The sequence below is a fragment of the Pseudomonas sp. xss_2 genome (assembly GCF_043104195.1).
Classification (GTDB): domain Bacteria; phylum Pseudomonadota; class Gammaproteobacteria; order Pseudomonadales; family Pseudomonadaceae; genus Aquipseudomonas; species Aquipseudomonas urmiensis.
Genome location: NZ_JBICKL010000021.1, coordinates 1 through 980, shown reverse-complemented (window position 1 = coordinate 980; position 980 = coordinate 1). Strand labels below are relative to the sequence as shown.

Sequence of the window (980 nt, the reverse complement as noted above, 5' to 3'; positions counted from 1 at the left end):
GCCTTGGCGTCAGGCCCGCTGCCTTGCCATTGCAGGTTGATGCCGCGCCCGCTGCGGTCGCTGTAACGGGTGATCAGGTGATCCTGGTACTGGTAGCTCCAGCTGGCCTGGTGCTCATCGTCGGCCTGCAGCAGGTCGCCGTGTTCGTCGTAGCGATAGGCGGCCAGCTGGCGGTGTGGCTGGCCGTTGCGCACCTGCCACAGCGCACTGATCCGACCGTGTTCGTCGAGCGCGGTGGCCAGGTGCTGGTGCTGCACCTCGTTCTGGTAGGTCACTAGGTCCGACAGCACCGGGGTGCCCTGGTGATGGTGCTCATAGTGCAGGTCGATACGCGCGCCGCCGCGCTGGCGGATGCTCTGCAGCACGAAGCGATCGCCCTGGCGCTGGTAGCTTTCCTGGCTGGCATAGCCGCGGGCGATGACCAGTTGCGCCTCTTGGGTGCGAATCAGCACCAGGCCTTCGATGGCGTCGTAATGGTGCTTGCCGATTTTCGGCAGCGGGTAGGCGTGGCTGCGACCGTCCGCGGCGTGGTAGAGCACGCCCTGCTTGAGCACATCGAGGCAGGTCGAGAACGGCGTGATCCAGCGGGCGCCGAACACGCCACGGTCGAGCGCCGCCAGGCTGGAGCGGTAGGTGCGTGACCACTGCAGCGCAAAGCAGCCGGGCAAACTGAAATCGGTGTGGGTGAGGGTTTCGCTGCCACGGGCGAAGCTGATGCTGCGGCAGGTCGAGGGGCAGCCATCCTTCTTGGCGGACGGATCGGCTTTGGCCGGGGCTTCGCTGGAGCGGGCGACCAGTTGGCCCTGGCCACTCACCGCAGTGGCCTGGCTGGTGCCGTGCGGGGCGATGTTCTGCGCCTGGGCCTTGCGCCCTTTGCGATTGGCCAGGGCGGTCAGCAGCATGCTGACCAGGTAGCCAATGCTCTGGGTGTTGCTCGGGTCGGCCAGGGCGTTGATTTTCCGGTGGGCGTTGGCGCCGAT

The 980-nt window shown here is 66.8% G+C and carries 1 protein-coding gene; it reads right to left on the bottom strand.

Annotated features, from left to right (window positions below; all coding sequences use genetic code 11):
- A partial coding sequence (locus ACF8K2_RS02965) for a DUF6531 domain-containing protein (protein ID WP_392463397.1) occupies positions 1-980 on the bottom strand: 980 nt, incomplete at both ends.